The organism is Devosia naphthalenivorans (assembly GCF_003056355.1).
Classification (GTDB): domain Bacteria; phylum Pseudomonadota; class Alphaproteobacteria; order Rhizobiales; family Devosiaceae; genus Devosia; species Devosia naphthalenivorans.
In genome coordinates this window covers 569,868-586,497 of record NZ_PYVW01000001.1, presented here as the reverse complement: position 1 = coordinate 586,497, position 16,630 = coordinate 569,868, and the positions used below count along the sequence as shown (strand labels likewise).

Annotated in this window: 14 protein-coding genes and 1 pseudogene; 13 read left to right on the top strand and 2 right to left on the bottom strand. The window is 62.0% G+C overall.

All coding sequences use genetic code 11. The annotated features are described in order from the left end of the window. Nucleotides 1-99: pseudogene (locus C8264_RS22875) on the top strand (IS110 family transposase); the annotation flags it as partial. A 311-nt stretch (nucleotides 100-410) separates the two neighbouring features. Here the strand turns inward: C8264_RS22875 and uvsE are convergent. After that, a complete protein-coding gene (uvsE, locus tag C8264_RS03100) occupies nucleotides 411-1,445 on the bottom strand; it encodes a UV DNA damage repair endonuclease UvsE (RefSeq protein ID WP_108459457.1) in 1,035 nt (344 codons plus the stop codon). Nucleotides 1,446-1,551: 106 nt separating this feature from the next. Between uvsE and queA the strand changes: the two genes are divergently transcribed. Together queA and C8264_RS03090 are read left to right on the top strand one after the other, a co-directional pair. Then, nucleotides 1,552-2,622, top strand: a complete 1,071-nt coding sequence (gene queA, locus C8264_RS03095) for a tRNA preQ1(34) S-adenosylmethionine ribosyltransferase-isomerase QueA (RefSeq protein WP_108459456.1) — start codon at nucleotides 1,552-1,554, stop codon at nucleotides 2,620-2,622. A 56-nt stretch (nucleotides 2,623-2,678) separates the two neighbouring features. Beyond that, nucleotides 2,679-2,966: a GIY-YIG nuclease family protein gene (locus tag C8264_RS03090; RefSeq protein ID WP_108459455.1), complete on the top strand. Its 288-nt coding sequence runs from the start codon at nucleotides 2,679-2,681 to the stop codon at nucleotides 2,964-2,966. Nucleotides 2,967-3,099: 133 nt separating this feature from the next. Here the strand turns inward: C8264_RS03090 and C8264_RS03085 are convergent, their stop codons facing one another. Beyond that, nucleotides 3,100-3,534, bottom strand: a complete 435-nt coding sequence (locus C8264_RS03085) for a CBS domain-containing protein (protein ID WP_245892910.1) — start codon at nucleotides 3,532-3,534, stop codon at nucleotides 3,100-3,102. Between the two features lie 111 nt (nucleotides 3,535-3,645). On the opposite strand from C8264_RS03085, the gene tgt reads away from it, so the two are divergent. From tgt to C8264_RS03035, 10 genes are all read left to right on the top strand, one after another. Continuing rightward, nucleotides 3,646-4,797 (top strand): tRNA guanosine(34) transglycosylase Tgt, encoded by a 1,152-nt coding sequence (tgt, locus tag C8264_RS03080; protein WP_108459454.1) that lies wholly within the window; start codon nucleotides 3,646-3,648, stop codon nucleotides 4,795-4,797. Between the two features lie 22 nt (nucleotides 4,798-4,819). Next, the gene (gene pgi / locus C8264_RS03075) at nucleotides 4,820-6,457 is read left to right on the top strand and encodes a glucose-6-phosphate isomerase (protein ID WP_108459453.1); all 1,638 of its coding nucleotides are present in this window, start codon (nucleotides 4,820-4,822) and stop codon (nucleotides 6,455-6,457) included. Further along, nucleotides 6,454-7,209 (top strand): type I methionyl aminopeptidase, encoded by a 756-nt coding sequence (gene map, locus C8264_RS03070; RefSeq protein WP_108459452.1) that lies wholly within the window; start codon nucleotides 6,454-6,456, stop codon nucleotides 7,207-7,209. Before pgi ends, map begins: the two co-directional genes overlap by 4 nt. A gap of 859 nt (nucleotides 7,210-8,068) precedes the next feature. Continuing rightward, on the top strand, nucleotides 8,069-11,524 hold the full coding sequence (gene dnaE / locus C8264_RS03065) for a DNA polymerase III subunit alpha (protein ID WP_108459451.1): 3,456 nt from the start codon (nucleotides 8,069-8,071) through the stop codon (nucleotides 11,522-11,524). Between the two features lie 190 nt (nucleotides 11,525-11,714). Next, complete coding sequence (gene rpsB / locus C8264_RS03060; RefSeq protein WP_108459450.1) at nucleotides 11,715-12,494, top strand: 30S ribosomal protein S2; 780 nt, start codon at nucleotides 11,715-11,717, stop codon at nucleotides 12,492-12,494. Nucleotides 12,495-12,557: 63 nt separating this feature from the next. Further along, complete coding sequence (gene tsf / locus C8264_RS03055) at nucleotides 12,558-13,487, top strand: translation elongation factor Ts (RefSeq protein ID WP_108459449.1); 930 nt, start codon at nucleotides 12,558-12,560, stop codon at nucleotides 13,485-13,487. A 183-nt stretch (nucleotides 13,488-13,670) separates the two neighbouring features. After that, complete coding sequence (pyrH, locus tag C8264_RS03050) at nucleotides 13,671-14,390, top strand: UMP kinase (protein WP_108459448.1); 720 nt, start codon at nucleotides 13,671-13,673, stop codon at nucleotides 14,388-14,390. An 18-nt stretch (nucleotides 14,391-14,408) separates the two neighbouring features. Then, nucleotides 14,409-14,966: a ribosome recycling factor gene (frr, locus tag C8264_RS03045; RefSeq protein WP_108459447.1), complete on the top strand. Its 558-nt coding sequence runs from the start codon at nucleotides 14,409-14,411 to the stop codon at nucleotides 14,964-14,966. 29 nt (nucleotides 14,967-14,995) lie between these two features. Continuing rightward, nucleotides 14,996-15,757 carry an undecaprenyl pyrophosphate synthase gene (locus C8264_RS03040; protein ID WP_108459446.1) on the top strand — a complete coding sequence of 254 codons (762 nt, stop codon included), beginning with the start codon at nucleotides 14,996-14,998 and terminating at the stop codon, nucleotides 15,755-15,757. Then, entirely contained in the window at nucleotides 15,754-16,614 is an 861-nt protein-coding gene (locus C8264_RS03035; RefSeq protein ID WP_108459445.1) for a phosphatidate cytidylyltransferase, read from the top strand. The genes C8264_RS03040 and C8264_RS03035 overlap by 4 nt, the downstream gene beginning before the upstream one ends. Nucleotides 16,615-16,630 lie beyond the last annotated feature (16 nt).

Genomic DNA, 16,630 nt, shown 5'->3' with positions numbered 1-16,630 from the left:
CCAGCCAAGCTGGCCATCGTTGCCGCCATGCGAAAGCTCATCATAACCGCCAACGCCGTGCTCGCCAGCAATACCCTATGGAAAACCAACATGGATTGACACCAAACACGGTTGCTCAGGGGAGAGGTCGGCGCGCAGCGCCGGGTGAGGGGTGCGATGTTGCAGCACCATAGATGTGGGAGCGTCCCCCTTCACCGCCCAACACCAGACCGCTGCGCTTTTTCCACTGCGTCATTCCCGCGAAAGCGGGAACCTCCGTTGGCGATGGTTGCAAGAAAAACAGAGGTTCCCGCTTTCGCGGGAATGACGTTGTGGTTTTTCGCGGGAATGAATTTGTGTTTCTTACATCTACACAAGCAGTCCAAAGCCCCAACTCAAAGGGAAGGGGCAAGACCGCCCGCAATCAAAGCCTACCCCTCCACCGCCAACACCCCAGCCTCCTCAGCCTCCAGCTCCACCTGCGCATCCGCCCCCAGCCCAAACCGTACCGCCACTTCCGGCGCATACCGCACCAGATCGGGCCTGAGCTTAATCAGCGCCAGATCCTTCACCTTGGCCTCCAGCATCACGTCGAATTCCAGTCCCTCCGCCACCCGCATGAAGGTGATGAACTCGAACGGATTGACGAAATCCGCGTGCCCCGTCCAAACCGGCGCAGCGTTCACCGTCACCGCCTTGCCCGTCTTACGATCCCTCCGCACCAGTTGCCGCAACTCGGTGCGAGGCGATGAAAAATGCACCTTGGGCCGCACATCATCCGGCCATGTCCGCAGAATTGCCTCCACCGTCTGCCGCATATCGGCGCCTTCCGGGTTGAGGCACCAAAAATGCTGATGGTCAAAAATCAGCCGCACGCCAGTATGCTCGTGGATCCACAACACATCGGCCGCCGAGAACCTGAGATCGTCATGCTCCAACACCAGCCGCCGCCGCACAGGCTCAGGCAGGGTAGGCCATGTCTCGACCCACCGAGCTCGCGCCGCGTCCTTGTCCTCATAAACCCCACCGACATGCACCACCAGAACCGCCTCCGGTCCCAGCCCCATCAGGTCCAGCATCTCGGCTTGGGAAAGCAGATCCCATTTGCTCTTGCGAACCAATTCAGGATCGGGACTGTTCAACACGATAAACTGGCTGGGATGAAACGACAGCCGCAATCCCTGTGCCTTGGCCTTGACGCCAATCGCCGCCAGATCCGCCGCACTATCGCGCACCATGTCATGGAATTGCGGCATGTCCGGATGGGTCGCGTAGGGCGCCAAATCCGAGGACATGCGGTACATGGAAATCTTGTGCCTGGCCAAATAGTCGAAGATCGCATCGAGATAGCCCAGCGACACTTTCAGGTGCGGCTGGCTTGTCGAACGCCGCGCGTCGTGGCTCTTGAGCTCGCTGTTTCCCATGATCTTGACGGGCACGCCGAGCCGCATTGGCAATGAATTCATGCTGACCTCCGGCTAGCGCAATGCGCCGCGACGACCTGCCGTTCCCGCATGACCCTGTTGCTGCCAAGCCATTCCACCGCGCCGGCAGCCATGCTAACCACGCCCCATGCGCGTATCAGAATTCGATTTCGACCTGCCCGAGAACCTCATCGCCCTGCACCCGGCCGAGCCGCGCGACAGCGCCCGCCTGCTGCTGGTCGATCCCAAAGCGGGGCTGAAAGACCTTCACATCCCCGACCTGCTCTGGCTGCTCAGGGATGGCGACGTGCTGGTTGTCAACGACACCCGCGTGCTGCCCGCCGAATTGCGCGGCACCCGCATTCGCGGCGAAAACCGGGCCGGCGTCTCATTCAACCTCCACAAGCGCGTCGACGCCCACACCTGGCGCGCTTTCGCCCGCCCGGCCAAGAAGCTGGCGCTGCTCGATACGCTCGAGCTCGGCAATGGCGGCTCAGATGCGCTCAAGGCCCACGTGTCAGGCAAGGGCGACACGGGCGAAGTCACCCTCGAATTCGAACTGGGCGGCGCCCAGCTCGACGAAGCCATCAAGGCCCACGGCGCCATGCCGCTGCCGCCCTATATCGGCGCCAAGCGCGACGTCGAAGAGCGCGATCTCGTCGATTACCAGACGGTCTATGCCGCCAATGACGGCGCCGTTGCCGCTCCAACAGCGGGTCTCCATTTCACCGAGAGCCTGCTCCAGCAACTCTCCGACAAGGGCGTCACCGTCGAACGCGTGACGCTGCATGTAGGGGCAGGGACCTTCCTGCCCATGAAGGTGGACGACACCGAAGACCACGTCATGCACGCCGAGTGGGGTGAACTCACCCAGGCCACCGTCGAGCGCATCAATGCCAAGCGCGCAGCGGGCGGGCGCGTCATCGCCGTCGGCACCACCAGCCTGCGCCTCCTCGAAACCGCCTCCCGCGCCACCGGCACCCTTCAGCCCTTCATCGGCGACACCGACATCTTCATCACCCCCGGCTTCCGCTTCGCCACCGTCGACGCCCTGATGACCAACTTCCACCTCCCCAAATCCACCCTCTTCATGCTGGTCAGCGCCTTCGCTGGCCTCGACGTCATGAAGAACGCCTACGCCCACGCGATACAGGAAGGTTACCGGTTCTATTCGTACGGCGACTCGTCATTGCTGCTGCGGGCCCAGACCTCCGAATAACCCCGATCGTCACCCTCGGGCTTGACCCGAGGGCACTGCACTTCCACTCTCCAGAAATGGCCGGATACACCTACATCCTCGCAGACTTCAGACGCGGCCGAACTTACATCGGTGTGACCAACGACTTGGTCCGGCGCATCTACGAACACCGCGAAGGTCTGGCTGACGGCTACACCGAGAAAAACAACATCAAGCGTCTCGTGCACTTCGAAGTCCACGAGACTGTTCCACTTGCCATTCAGCGCGAAAAGACGCTCAAACGCTGGTACCGCCAGTGGAAGGTAGCTCTGATCGAGGAACACAACCCCGACTGGCGCGATCTCTGGGACGAGATCGTCAAGTGAAGCGCCCTCGGGTCAAGCCCGAGGGTGACGCCTGGTGGATGGGGCACCATGGGGCGATCAAATTATGATCGTCACCCTCGGCCTTGAGCCGAGGGCACTACACTTCCAGTCACTCTGCATGAAGCCGCCAAACTCAGCTCGCAATATACTCCCGCAGCGCCTCGGCATCCTGCTCGATCTCTTCGATCTTCGCCTTCACCACATCCCCGATCGAGATAATCCCGACCAGCTGACGCCCGTCCATCACCGGAATATGGCGCACCCGATGTTCCGTCATCAGATCCATGATCTCCGCAATTTCCGTATCGCGCCGGCAAGTCACGGCCGATCGCGTCATGATCGCGCTGACCGGTTGCACCATTGAGATCGCCGCCTCCTTGCCGAGTTGGCGAACGATATCGCGCTCCGACAATATCCCGGCAACTTCATCGCCTGCACTGGTAACGACAAGCGCACCAATGTTGTGCGTGTTGAGCAGGCTCACGGCGTCAGCTAGGCTAGCCGTCTCGGGCAGGGTGTAAACCAGACTTCCCTTGGCCTGCAGGATGGTTTCGACATGCATGGTCATATCCTCCTCGCGTAACCAATCTGCTCCCGGTTCGGTGCAGGCGCAAGTGTCATCCACCGCACCACCGCAGCAGAGTTGTCTACCCTCCCGCAACCCGCTAGAACCCGCGCCATGAACGCCCAGACCAACGCCCCAACCAAACTCGTCACCTTCACCCTGTCTGCCACCGACGGCATGGCGCGGCGCGGCCGCATCGACACGCCACGCGGCGACATTCAGACGCCCGCCTTCATGCCCGTGGGCACGGCCGGCACGGTCAAGGCGATGTACCCCGAGCAGGTGCGCGAAACCGGCGCCGATATCCTCCTGGGCAACACCTACCATTTGATGCTGCGTCCCGGCGCCGAGCGCGTGGCCTCCCAGGGTGGCCTCCATGACTTCATGGATTGGCAGCGCCCGATCTTGACGGATTCCGGCGGCTTCCAGGTCATGTCGCTGGCCCAATTGCGCAAGCTGACCGAAAAAGGCGTAACCTTCCGCTCACATATCGATGGCTCCAGCCACGAGCTCACCCCCGAGCGCTCCATCGAGATCCAGACGCTGCTCGATAGCGATATCATCATGCAGCTCGACGAGTGCCTGAAGCTCCCCGCCGACTACAAGGAAATGGAGCGCGCCATGGAGCTTTCGCTCCGCTGGGCTGACCGCTCCAAGACCGCCTTCAACAACCAGCTCAACCGCGCCCTGTTCGGCATTGTCCAGGGCGGCGATAACGCCGAACTGCGCACCCGCTCTGCCCAAGGCCTCAAATCCATTGGCTTCGACGGCTACGCCGTCGGCGGCCTCGCCGTGGGCGAACCGCAGGACGTCATGTTCCGCGTCATCGAGAACATCACGCCCGAATTGCCCACCGACCGCCCGCGCTACCTCATGGGCGTCGGCAAGCCCGATGATATCCTGGGTGCCATCGGCCGCGGCATCGACATGTTCGATTGCGTCCATCCCACCCGTGCCGGCCGCCACGGACACGTCTATACCCGCTTCGGCGTCATCAATCTGAAGAACGCCCGGCATAGGGATGACCATCGTCCGATCGACGAGGCGTCGCCCAATCCCAATTGCCGCCGCTGGAGCCGCGCCTATCTGCATCACCTTGTTAAGACAGAAGAGATTTTGGGCGCGATGATCCTTTCCCAGATCAACCTGGCCTATTATCAAGAGCTGGTGCAGGGCTGCCGCGGCGCGATCGAGGGCGGTCGCTTCACCGACTTTGCAGCAGAAACGCGTAGCGGCTGGGCCGCTGGCGATCTGCCAACTATCTGACGTTCAGGAAGGGCTCATCTACATGGCGAAATCAGGGCGCAAGGCCAGCTTCACCAACCTGGACAAGCATCGCAAACGGCTCGAAAGCCAGCCGATGCGCGTGCAGTTCGCCGTCGATCCCAATCGGTTCAAACGCTATTCCGCTACCGGCGCCGGCATCCTGCTGGACTATTCCAAAAACCGCATCGACGAAGACGCCATGGCCGCGCTGTTCGATCTTGCCCGCGCGGCCGGCGTCGAGGAACGCCGCGACCAGATGTGCGAAGGCGAGCACATCAACATCACCGAAGACCGCGCCGTCATGCACATGGCCCTGCGCTATCAGGGCGATAAGCCGGTTCCTGTCGACGGCAAGGACGTCATGCCCGACGTCCTGGCGGTCCTCTCCGCGATCGCCAACTACTCCGACGCCATCCGCTCCGGCCAGATCCGCGGCCACGGCGGCGAGCAGTTCACCGACGTCGTCAATATCGGCATCGGCGGCTCCGACCTCGGCCCGGCCATGGTCACGCTGGCCCTCGAGCCCTATACCCGCGCCGATTTGCGCGCCCACTACGTCTCCAACGTGGACGGCGCCCACATCCACGATATCCTCAAGCGCCTCGACCCCAAGAAGACCCTCTTCATCGTCGCCTCCAAGACTTTCACCACCGACGAGACGATGACCAACGCCAATACGGCGCGCGATTGGGTTGCCGATACGCTGGGCGAAGAAGCGGTGCCAAACCACTTCGCCGCCGTCTCCACCAACATTCCCGCCTGCGCCAAGTTCGGCATCCGCGAAGACCGCATTTTCGGCTTCTGGGACTGGGTCGGCGGCCGTTATTCCGTTTGGTCCGCCATCGGCCTGCCCATCGCCCTTGCCGTCGGCTACGACAATTTCGCCAAGTTCCTCCAGGGCGCCGACGCCATGGACCGGCACTTCCTCTCGGCGCCGCTCGAAAGCAATCTGCCCGTCATCATGGCGCTCCTTGGTGTCTGGTACCGCAACGTCTGGGGCTTCTCCACCCATGCCGTGCTGCCCTACGACCAGCGTCTCTCCCGCTTCCCCGCATACCTGCAGCAGCAGGACATGGAATCCAACGGCAAGTCCGTCACCCTCGCCGGCAAGCCGGTGAAATGGTCCACCGGTCCCATCGTCTGGGGCGAACCCGGCACCAATGGCCAGCACGCTTTCTACCAGCTGATCCACCAGGGCACCGACGTCATCCCCTGTGATTTCCTGATCGCAGCCAAGCCCCATGAATCGCTGCCGCCGCACCACGACAAGCTCGTGGCCAACGTCCTGGCCCAGTCCGAAGCGCTGATGCTGGGCAAGACCGAAGAAGAAGTGGTCGGCGAACTCAAGGCACAGGGCCTCGACAAGCAGCAGATCGCCGAACTCACCCCACACAAGGTGTTCCCAGGCAATCGCCCGTCCAACACGCTGTTTTACCAGCAGCTTACCCCCGAAACCCTCGGCTCCCTCGTGGCCCTTTATGAGCACAAGGTGTTCACCCAGGGCGTGATCTGGAACGTCAACTCCTACGACCAGTGGGGCGTCGAGCTCGGCAAGCAATTGGCCAAGGCGCTGCTGCCCAAAGTCGAAGGCAAGCAAAGCGGGGAAGGGCACGACAGCTCCACCCAAGGCTTGCTCGCCTATTACCTGGCCAACAAATGACCATCACGACCGAAGAGCAACTCGAAAAGCTCAAGGCGATCGGCCGCATCTGCGCCATCACCCGCGACGCCATGGCCTCGGCCATGCGTCCCGGCATGACCACGCTCGAGCTTGACGAAATCGGCGCCAAACTGCTCGCCGAGCATGGCGCTCAGTCCGCGCCGATCCTCACCTACGATTTCCCCGGCGCCACCTGTATCTCCGTCAACGAAGAAATTGCCCACGGCATTCCGGGCGACCGCGTGCTGCATGAAGGCGACCTCGTCAACATCGACGTCTCGGCCGAAAAAGACGGCGTCTTCGCCGATTGCGGCTCGTCCTTCGTGCTGGGGCAGGGCGACAAACGCCTCGTCGCCCTCTGCCGTGACGGCAAGAAGGCCATGTGGGCCGGCATCGGCGCGGTGAAAGCCGGCGCTCCTTTGGCCGATGTCGGCAACGCCATCGGCAAGTTCGCCAAAAAGGGCGGCTATACCCTGATCCGCAACCTCGCCAGCCACGGCGTCGGCGATAGCCTCCACGACGAGCCCGGCGAGATCGCCACCTGGCCCGACAAATCCGAACGCCGCCGCATGACCGACGGCCTGGTCTTCACCATCGAGCCCTTCCTGTCCCTCGGCGGCAAAATGGCCGACCAGAAATCCGCCGACGACGAATGGACCCTGATCAGCCGCCCCTCCGCACCATGTGTGCAATACGAGCACACGGTAGTGGCAACGCCCCGCGGTGCCGTCGTGGTGACATTGGCCGCATAGATTGGTTAGCGGCCGATTGTCACAAATCGTCACCCTCGGGCTCGACCCGAGGGTTCTGTACGTCACCAACCCACCGCAAGTGCAGTCCCCTCGGGCCAAGCCCGAGGACGACGATCCAGCGTGTGGGGCACCACCTCGCCCCCACCCACCGGGTTTCCCTCGGACTCGACCCGAGGGCCACTCTCCCCACGGCACAAGCAACGAGAGCCTCTCGGCTCAAGCCCGAGGGAAGCACGATGTTTGTGGGAGCAAGAACCAAAATCTCTCCCCCTTCTCCCCCCGCCTTCCACCCGCGCTATCCTCCCCCCACTGCCTTCACCAACCAGCGGGTCGCGCGAACCGGCTTGTGAAGGGGCAGATGGGGCGGGGATGTCGCGATCCTCGTAGGACGGCGGAAGTGTCGTGGGAGCTATTGACGCTCCTCGTCCAGAGTCTCGCCGGGATAAACCAAAAATCCCATCGCGAGTGGCGAGGCTCTGTCTCACTACACAAAACTACTCCGAGGCAGCGCCTCGCCATTTGCTCGCTGATATCACCGCACAAGGGGCGGCGCTTCCGCACGTCCACGCACCGCCCGGGCAAGTTCCTAACACTTTGCTAACCAATACACGCCAATCCCCGCTGATCCCATTTCACACACTCGACAAGAACAAACGAGGAACGTATAAGAACATTATAGCAACACGGGAGACAGACATGCTGACGTTCTTGAAGGATTTCGCCGCGTTCGTGACCTTGGGCGCTTTCACCATTGGTTCGCTCACCTGGATGGATTTGCTCACCCGACTCGTGTGAGCCTCCTGTGGATTGCGGCAGCGCGCGGTGGGGATCGCGGGCTGCCGGTGCTAAAGGTTGGCGCATGAGCGGTCCCGGTTTTATTCATCTCCACGTCCATTCAGCCTATTCGCTCCTCGAAGGGGCGCTGCAGCTGGAAACCATTCTGAAGCTTGCCGCGGCGGACAATCAGCCCGCTCTCGGCATTGCCGACACGGGCAATCTGTTCGGCGCCCTGGAGTTTTCCGAAAAGGCCAGCAAGAAGGGCATCCAGCCGCTTGCCGGGGTGGAACTGGCGATCGATTTCGCCGCCGCCGAGGAAAGAATCAGCGAGCGTGGCCAACTTGCCTGGACCGGCAAATCCAGCGTCGTGCTGTTGGCGCAGACGGAAAGCGGCTTCGAAAACCTGTCGCGGCTTGTCTCCAAGGCCTACCTCCAAAGCGAGGACGGCGTTGCCCGCGCCAAGCTGGACTGGCTCAGCCGGGAAGGGCTCGAAGGCCTGATCTGCCTCACTGGCGGTCCCGAAGGCGCCATCGACATGGCCTTTGCACAGGGCCATGACGCCAATGCGATCCGCCGGCTCGATCGCCTGGCCGATCTGTTCGGCAATCGCCTCTATATGGAAATCCAGCGCCACGGCCGCCCGCAGGAAGCCAGTGTCGAGCCGCGCCTGATCGACTACGCCTACAGCAAGGGCATTCCGCTGGTTGCCACCAACGAGCCCTTCTTCAAGTCCGCAAAGGAGTTCGAAGCCCATGACGCGCTGCTGGCCATTGCCGGCGGCACCGTCCTGGCGCAGACCGAGCGGCGCAAGCTCAACGACCAGTATTATTTCAAGACGCGCGCCGAGATGACCGAGTTGTTCTCGGACCTCCCCGAGGCACTCGATTCGACCGTCGAGATCGCGCAGCGCATTTCCTATCGCCCCCGCACGCGCAAGCCCATTCTGCCCAAGTTCGCGGCGGCGCCGGACCTGAGCGAAGAGGATGCAGTTGCCGCCGAAGCCGCGGCGCTGCGTGCCATGGCGGAGGAGGGCCTCCGTAACCGGCTGGCGAACCCCGGCCCTGCTCCGGGCAAGACGGTCGAGGAATACTGGCAGCGGCTCGAATTCGAGCTCGGCATCATCCAGTCGATGAAATTTCCCGGCTACTTCCTGATCGTGGCCGATTTCATCCGCTGGTCGAAGTCGCAGGGCATTCCGGTCGGTCCGGGCCGTGGCTCCGGCGCCGGCTCGCTGGTCGCCTATGCTACCACGATTACGGACCTCGATCCGCTCGCCTACAATCTGCTGTTCGAGCGCTTCCTCAATCCCGAACGCGTGTCGATGCCCGACTTCGACATCGACTTCTGCCAGGACCGGCGCGAAGAGGTCATTCGCTACGTCCAGAAGAAGTACGGCTTCGAGCAGGTTTCCCAGATCATCACCTTCGGAACGCTGCAGGCCCGCGCCGTGCTGCGCGACGTCGGCCGCGTGCTCCAGATGCCCTATGGGCAGGTGGACCGCATCTGCAAGCTCGTGCCCGCCAATCCGGCCGATCCCTGGTCGATCGAGCGCACGCTCAATGAAGTGCCCGCCTTCAAGGCCATGGCCGACGAAGATGAAACCGTCGCCGACCTGATTGCCATTGCGCGTAATCTCGAAGGCCTGTTCCGCCACGCCTCGACCCACGCCGCCGGCATCATCATCGGCGACCGGCCCCTGCAGGATCTGGCACCGCTCTATCGCGATCCGCGCTCGGAAATGCCGGTCTGCCAATACAACATGAAGTGGAGCGAGGCCGCTGGCCTCGTCAAGTTCGACTTCCTCGGCCTCAAGACCCTGACCACGGTGCAATACGCGGTCAACATGGTGAACCTCGACGGCGGCAATCTGCGCATCGAGGACATTCCCATTGATGACAAACCCACCTACGAGCTTTACGCCCGCGGCGACACCTTCGGCGTGTTCCAGGTGGAAGGCGCCGGCATGCGCCGCGCCCTTGTCGATATGAAGCCCGACCGCTTCGAGGACATCATCGCGCTCGTCGCGCTCTACCGTCCCGGCCCGATGGACAACATTCCCCTCTTCAACGACCGTAAGCACGGCCGCGAAGAGGTCGAATACCCGCACCCGGACCTGTCCAGGGTGCTCGACGAGACCTATGGCATCATCGTCTACCAGGAACAGGTGATGCAGATCGCCCAGCTCCTGTCGGGCTATTCGCTCGGCGAAGCCGATATGCTGCGCCGCGCCATGGGCAAGAAGATCAAGGCCGAGATGGACGCTCAGCGTGAGCGTTTCCGCGAAGGTGCGATCAAGTACGGCCTCAAGAAAAGCCTCGCCGATACCATTTTCGACCTGCTGGCAAAGTTCGCCAATTACGGCTTCAACAAGAGCCACGCCGCGACCTACGCGCTGGTCAGTTACCAGACTGCCTATCTCAAGGCCCACCATCCGCACGAGTTTCTTGCTGCGTCGATGACCCTCGATATGGGGAACACCGACAAGCTCGCCGAATTTCGGAGCGAGGCCAAGCGTCACAAGATCGAGCTGGTTCCCCCCTGCATCAATCGCTCCGAGGTCGTGTTCTCGGTCAAGGAGAAGCGGATTTACTACGGCCTCAGCGCCGTCAAGGGCGTCGGCCGGCAGGTTGCCGAGCACATCGTCGAAGTGCGCGGTTCCACCCCGTTCAAGGATCTCGGTGACTTCGCCCGCCGCGTCGATCCACGCATCTTGAGCAAGCGCACTCTCGAGACGCTGGCCAATGCCGGTGCGTTCGACGAAATCGTGCCGCGCCGCGAACAGGCTTTTGCGGCCATCGAGGCAATTCTGGGCATGGCCCAGTCGATCACGGCCGAACGCAACGAAGGCCAATGGAACATGTTCGACGCGGGCGAGCCTGAGCCGGTTCGCATTCCGGCTGGCGTGCCGGCATGGAGCACCACCGAGCGCGCTGACCGCGAACTTTCGGCCTTCGGCTTTCATCTCTCAGCCCATCCGCTCGATGCCTATTCCGACATGTTCGAGAAGCTGCGCGTACAGCGCTGGAACGATTTCGAGCGCGCGGTCAAGGATGGCGCGTCCGCTGGACGTCTCGCCGGCACGATCAGCGGCCGGCAGGACCGGCGCACCAAAAAGGGCACGCCGATGATGATCCTGACGCTGTCCGATCAGAGCGGCAGCTTCGAGATCATCGCCTTTTCCGAACAGATCAATCAGTTCGGCGCCATTTTGCAGCCGGGCAAGTCGGTGATCGTGCAGGTTGGCGCCGATGAGCGGGCGGAAGGCGTCAGCTTGCGCCTGCTCTCGGCCGAACCGATTGACGGCATCGCCGACAAGATCGACCGCCGCCTCACCATCTTCGCCGCCGACGCCAGGGCGCTTGGCTCCATAGGCGCCCAGCTCAAGCGGGGCGGGGAGGGAAGCGTCAACTTCGTCGTCATCCGCGATGGTGGCGCCAAGGAGTACGAGATCGAATTGCCCGGCACTTATCGGCTCACAGCTGAGGTCGCCGGCGGGATCAAGGCCTTGGAGGGCGTAACCGACGTGCGCTTCCACTAGTGGAGGCGGCATAACACCGGACACTTGCCAATTGGGTGTCCTTCCCCTATATCGCCCATGCGTTTGACTGCGCGTCAGCGCGATTTCACACACGAGGCAGGCTTTTCGAGCAATCGGAAATCCATCCGGTGGCGGGTAACCGTCGCAAGGTCTCGTGGCGGCATCAACCGGTAAACAAGGAGCAGCCATCATGGCACTGCCCGATTTTTCTATGCGTCAACTGCTTGAAGCAGGCGTTCACTTCGGTCACCAGAAGCATCGCTGGAACCCCAAGATGGAACGCTACATCTTCGGCGTTCGCAACGACATCCACATTCTCGACCTGAGCCAGACCGTTCCGGCCCTCAGCCGCGCCCTGCAGCTGATTTCGGACACCGTTGCTGATGGCGGCCGCGTGCTGTTCGTCGGCACCAAGCGCCAGGCCGCCCCGCTGGTCGCCGATGCTGCCAAGCAGTCCGCCCAGTACTACGTGAACTCCCGCTGGCTCGGCGGCACGCTGACCAACTGGCAGACGATCTCGAACTCGATCTCGCGCCTGCGCGAACTCGAATCGATGAGCGAAGACGATCTCGCCCTGCGCACCAAGAAGGAGCGCCTGATGATGTCCCGCGAGCAGGAACGCCTTGAGCGCGACCTGGGCGGCATCAAGGACATGGGCAATGTTCCTTCGCTCCTGTTCGTGATCGACACCAACAAGGAAGCCAACGCGATCAAGGAAGCCCGCCGCCTGGGTATCCCGGTCATCGCTATCGTCGATACCAACAGCGATCCCGACACTGTCGACTATGCCATCCCCGGCAACGACGACGCGTCGCGTGCCCTGGAACTCTACGTCTCGCTGGTGTCCAAGGCTGCTATCGACGGTATCGGCCGTTCGTCCTCGGCTCTCGGCGCTGACCTGGGTGCTTCCGAACGCGCTCCGGCTGAAGAGCTGCCGGCAGACGACGCGGCCGCTACTCCAGCCGCTTGAGCTGACTTCGTTTTGATCTGAACCAATGCGACCCCTGCAATGGGGTCGCCAAGAGGTGAACCTATGGAAATCACTGCAGGAATGGTCAAGCAGCTCCGCGACCTGACTGGCGTCGGGATGATGGACTGCAAGAAGGCCCTGGCCGAAACCAATGGCGACATGGAAGCAGCGATCGATTGGCTGCGCACCCGTGGCCTTGCAAAGGCCGCCAAGAAGGCTGACCGCGTTGCCGCCGAAGGTCTGGTTGGCGTGGCTACGGCCGGCACCAAGGCCGCTGTTGTCGAAGTGAACTCTGAAACCGACTTCGTTGCCCGCAACGAGCAGTTCCAGGGCATCGTCGGCAATGTTGCCAAGCTTGCCCTCGACGCCGAAGGCGACGTCGCCAAGCTCGGCGAAATGCCGTTCCCTGGCTCGGGCCACTCGGTTTCTGCCGAACTGACCGAAGCCATTTCCAAGATCGGCGAGAACATGAATCTCCGCCGCACCGAGACCGTTTCGGTCTCTGACGGCGTGGTGGAAAGCTACGTGCACAACGCCGTCAAGCCAGGCCTCGGCAAGATGGGCATCCTGGTGGCTCTCGAGTCCACCGGCGACAAGGCCGCCCTTTCGGCTCTCGGCAAGCAGCTTGCAATGCACATTGCAGCCACCAACCCGCTGTCGATTGATCCCGAAGACCTTGATCAGGACGTGGTTGCTCGCGAACGCGCAATCATCCTCGAGCAGGTCAAGGAATCCGGCAAGTCCGCCGAGATCGCCGAGAAGATGGTCGATGGCCGTATGCGCAAGTACTTCGAGGAAGTCACGCTGCTGGCGCAGACCTTCGTGATCGACGGCGAGACCAAGGTCCGCGATGCGATCAAGAATGCCGAGAAGGACGTCGGCGCACCGATCAAGCTGACCAAATTCATCCGTTTCGCTCTCGGCGAAGGCGTTGAAAAGGTCGAGACTGACTTCGCGGCAGAAGTCGCTGCCACTGCTGGCGTCAAGCAGTAAACCAACGCGCTGGCGAACGGGCAGTCGTCCGTTCGCCGCACTCCAATCGGGCGCGAAAACCCGCGATGCCGTGTCAATCGGCTGGCAAGGCGCTTCCCCTTGGATGCGCTATTGCTTTAGGGTCGCCCGGGTGCCGCCGGATTCGGTGCCCCACTGCAAATCTCAGATAGAGGGGATCGCCAAATGGCGCCTGCCTACAAACGCATTCTCCTCAAGGTATCGGGGGAGGCTCTGGCTGGCGACAATTCCTTCGGCATCGAACCCCAATTTCTGCAGGAAATTGCCAGGCAGATCGCTGATGCGGCCAAATCTGGTGTCCAGATTGCGATCGTCGTGGGCGGCGGCAATATCTTCCGCGGCATGGCCGGCGCCGCTGACGGAACCGACCGCGTCACTGCCGATCTGATGGGCATGCTGGGAACCATGATCAATGCCCTGGCCCTCAGCAGTGCCATCTCACGCCAGGGCGTCAAGTCCAAGCCCTACAGCGCGGCGTCCATGCCCTCGGTTGCGGATACTTTTACAGCCCGTGAGGCCAAGGCTTCGCTGGAGGAGGGCTACGTGGTCGTGCTCGGTGGCGGCACCGGCAATCCGTTCTTCACCACGGACACAGCCTCCACATTGCGGGCGATCGAACTCGAATGCGACGTCGTGCTCAAGGGCACCAAGGTCGATGGCGTCTATTCCGAAGACCCGATGCAGAACCCCCATGCCACGCGCTACGATACCGTCAGCTATGACGAAGTCATCGGAAAAAATCTGCGCGTGATGGATACCGCGGCGTTCGCCCTTGCCCGTGACAATAACATGCCCATTATCGTATATGCGCTTAACGACGAGGCAGGACTTGCCGGAGTACTCTCCGGCACATCCCGTTCTACCCGCGTCGGCAAGTCGAACTAGACTGGAAGGAATTGCTCGATGGCCAGTGGCTACGATCTCGCTGATCTCAAAACGCGTATGCAGAAATCCATATCGTCATTGAAGGACGAACTGCAGGGTTTGCGCACCGGCCGTGCCAGCGCCAGTCTTTTGGAGCCTGTGACTGTCGAAGCCTATGGCTCGCGCATGCCGCTGAACCAGGTTGCGACGGTAACCGTGCCGGAACCCCGCATGCTTAGCGTGCAGGTCTGGGACCGGCAGATGGCCAATGCAGTTGAAAAGGCCATCCGCGACAGCGGCCTCGGTCTGAACCCGATGGGCGAGGGCCAGATAATTCGCGTGCCGCTTCCGGAACTCAACGAACAGCGCCGCAAGGAACTTTCCAAGGTCGCATACAACTACGCCGAGGCTGCGCGCGTCGCCGTCCGTCATATCCGTCGCGATGGCATGGACGCCCTCAAGAAGGCGGAAAAGGACGGCATGAGCGAAGACGAGTCCCGCGCTCAGGCTGACCTCGTGCAGAAGGCGACCGATGCGGCCGTGGCTGAAATCGATCAGATCGTGGCGGCCAAAGAAGCCGAAATCATGCAGGTCTAACCTGCTCGAACTGCGCCTGGAGGGCGTAGATGTCTATGGATTCCGCCATCTCAGCAAATCTCGCGCAGCCGTCCAGGCTGCGTATTCCTGTGCATCTTGGCGTGATCATGGACGGCAATGGCCGCTGGGCGAAAGCTCGCGGAAAGGGCCGTACCGAAGGGCACGTCGAAGGTGTGAAGGCGTTGCGGCGCCTGGTCGAACTCTGCATCAATTACGGTGTTGGCCACTGCACGGTTTTCAGCTTCTCGTCCGAGAACTGGACGCGTCCGCGCGAAGAAGTCGCCTTCATTTTCAATCTTCTACGCCGCTTTGTTGCATCGGATTTGCAGCGGCTGATCCGCAATAATGTGCAGGTTCGTATCATTGGCAGCCGGGAAGGGCTTGAACCCTCCCTGATACGGTTGATCGATGATGTCGAGGCGAAGACGGCGGAAAACACCGGCCTGGTGCTGGTCGTTGCCTTCAATTACGGCGGCAAGGCCGAAATCGCCGAGGCAACCCGCCGCCTGGCGCGCGAAGTGGCAGCAGGTCGCCTGTCGCCGGAACAGATCACCGAACAGAGCATAGAGGCCGCGCTTTACACAGCGGGCATGCCGGACCCGGACCTCATCATCCGAACCAGCGGCGAGCAGCGCATCTCCAATTTCCTGCTCTGGCAGGCTGCCTACTCGGAGTTCGTATTCGTGGACGAATACTGGCCTGATTTCGATGAACAGAGCTTTTTGAAGGTGCTCGAGATTTTCTCGCTCAGGGATCGGCGGTTCGGTGGCATTGGAGCGGCTAAACCTTGACTGACCCTGGCGGCCAGCCCCCTGAGCTTTCTCAAACGCGCCGCCGCCGCTGGTCCGATCTCGGTCCCCGGTTGGGCTCTGCTGCTGTCCTGATCGCAGTTACTGTCGGAGCGCTCTACCTCGGCGGCTACGTGTTTGCGGCTGCGGTCAGCATCGTCTTTGCACTCGCCTATCGTGAGTGGGAAACCATGGTATCGCGTGCGCCCCTCACGCCGGCAGGCATGGTGCTCATTGCGCTCGTTGCAGTGTCGGGAGTGGCATTTCCCTTGTTGGGAGCTGCCGGCACGCTGGGCGCAATTGCCCTCGCTTGCGTGATCGCGCTCGTGATCCGTGGGGAAGGGATGTGGTGGCGCGTTCTCGGGCTCTGCATCTATGGCGTGATCATTGTCTCGGCCCTGATCCTGCGTGGCAATTCCGAGGCCGGAATCCTGGCCAGTATTTACCTCGGCACCGTCGTCTGGATGACTGATTCCGCCGCATTCTTCGCTGGCCGGCAAATCGGCGGCGAAAAACTCGCTCCGGAAATTTCGCCGTCCAAGACGTGGTCCGGCGCTCTGGGCGGACTGGCCCTGGGCACGGGGGCAGGGTTGATAGTCTGGCTTGTCGTGACGGATTCGCCCTGGTGGATCGGCTTGCTCATCGCCGCGTCGATCAGCGTTCTGGGCCAGGCCGGGGACCTTGCTGAAAGTGCCATCAAACGTCACTTCCGCATCAAGGACAGCGGCGACATCATTCCCGGTCATGGCGGCCTTATGGACCGCATGGACAGCCTCACATTCGGCGTTTTATTGGTGCTGCTGATTGGCGCTTTGCACATGGGCTTCGGCGCTGTCGCCGAGGGCCTGCTTTACTGGTAGCTTGGCGCGTCTAGGC